Annotated in this window: 1 protein-coding gene; it reads left to right on the forward strand. The window is 62.3% G+C overall.

What is annotated here, in order from left to right; all coding sequences use genetic code 11:
* Nucleotides 1-711: 711 nt before the first annotated feature.
* A partial coding sequence (locus AB0P17_RS32555) for a reverse transcriptase N-terminal domain-containing protein (protein ID WP_365816587.1) occupies nt 712-1,365 on the forward strand: 654 nt, incomplete at its 3' end.

A 1,365-nucleotide genomic window follows, 5' to 3' on the forward strand; every position in this document is an offset into this window, starting at 1 on the left:
CCTTAGCCTCGCGCTTTCAGTGCGACGTGAAGTCGCTGTCATGCAGTGGTAGTTGCAAGGAGAGGAGTCAACTACTCCGGCCTGTGACCGATGGCCGGTCCCCAGCCTCGGGTGCGTCTGCGGTGACGCGGGGGTGCTGAGCCGAGGCGGTAAAGCTCAAGGGCACGATGGGCCATCATCACGCCACAAGCGAAGGGGAAGTCCGAGCGGGCGAGCGAAAGCGAACCCTTGTCCTTACGAGCCGACATGAGGAACACCGCGTCAATGGCGAAGCGGTCGGCGGTGGGAACTCCTTGCATTGTGAAGTGCGACACGACGCGAGCTGCATTGAAAGAGGCTCAAGGGAACCTGTGGTTTTCCAGCGTAGGTCACCGTGGGAGTCGGTTTAGAGAGGGTGCCCTGTCCGGACGCAACTGTTGGCAGTGGAACACGGGAACCCCGTACGGGTCCGACTGGTCAGCCGGTAAGCCGGAGGCAACAAAGGCAGAAATCCGGTGCGGGAACAGGATGTCCCAAGAAGCGAATGCCGCTCGGGCGAAAGCCCAGAGGAAAGCTCGGGCCCTGGGGACTCTCCCCCTCCGGGTATAACTCGGCGGATGCCAGCTTTATAGCTGGGCTCGAAAGAGCGCTGACGTGGGACAGGTAGGCCATGTAGAGCCAAAGGGCAAAACCTTGCACCGAGGCACAAGTTAGACAGGAGGAGGGGCGGCAATGTCTTTGGTGTCGCAGTATGCCCTCCCGATGAACGGACCCGAGGGCGACGCGGAATTCTGGGCCGGTATCGATTGGCGCTCAGAAGAAGCATCCGTAAAGCGGCTGCGCCAGAGGATCTACAGGGCCGCACGGAACGGCGACATGAAGCGGGTGCGCAACCTGCAAAAGCTCATGCTGCGCTCCAGGGCGAACACCTTGACAAGTGTTCGCCGGGTGGCACAGCAGAGCACCGGAAAGAAGACGGCGGGTATCGATGGGGTCGTTGCGCTGACCCCGAAGGACCGGGGTTCTCTAGCGAGGAAGACTCTCGCTGAACCGGACATCCCGGCAAAGCCCGTCAAGCGTGTGTACATCCCGAAGGCGAATGGGAAGACCCGGCCGTTGGGCATTCCTGTCATACGCGACCGCGCAAACCAGGCGAGGGTGAAGAATGCTCTAGAGCCGGAATGGGAAGCGCGGTTCGACGGTCGAACCTACGGGTTCCGGCCGGGGCGGGGATGCGCTGACGCGATCGGGGCTATCTTCCAGATAGCCTGCCAGAAGACCGCAAAACGGCCGTGGGTTCTCGACGCGGACCTGTCGGCGGCCTTCGACCGCATCAGCCACGGTCACCTCATGGACTCCATCGGCCTGTTTCCGGGCCGGCGGCAG

The sequence above is a fragment of the Streptomyces sp. NPDC088124 genome (genome assembly GCF_040685895.1).
Classification (GTDB): Bacteria; Actinomycetota; Actinomycetes; order Streptomycetales; family Streptomycetaceae; genus Streptomyces.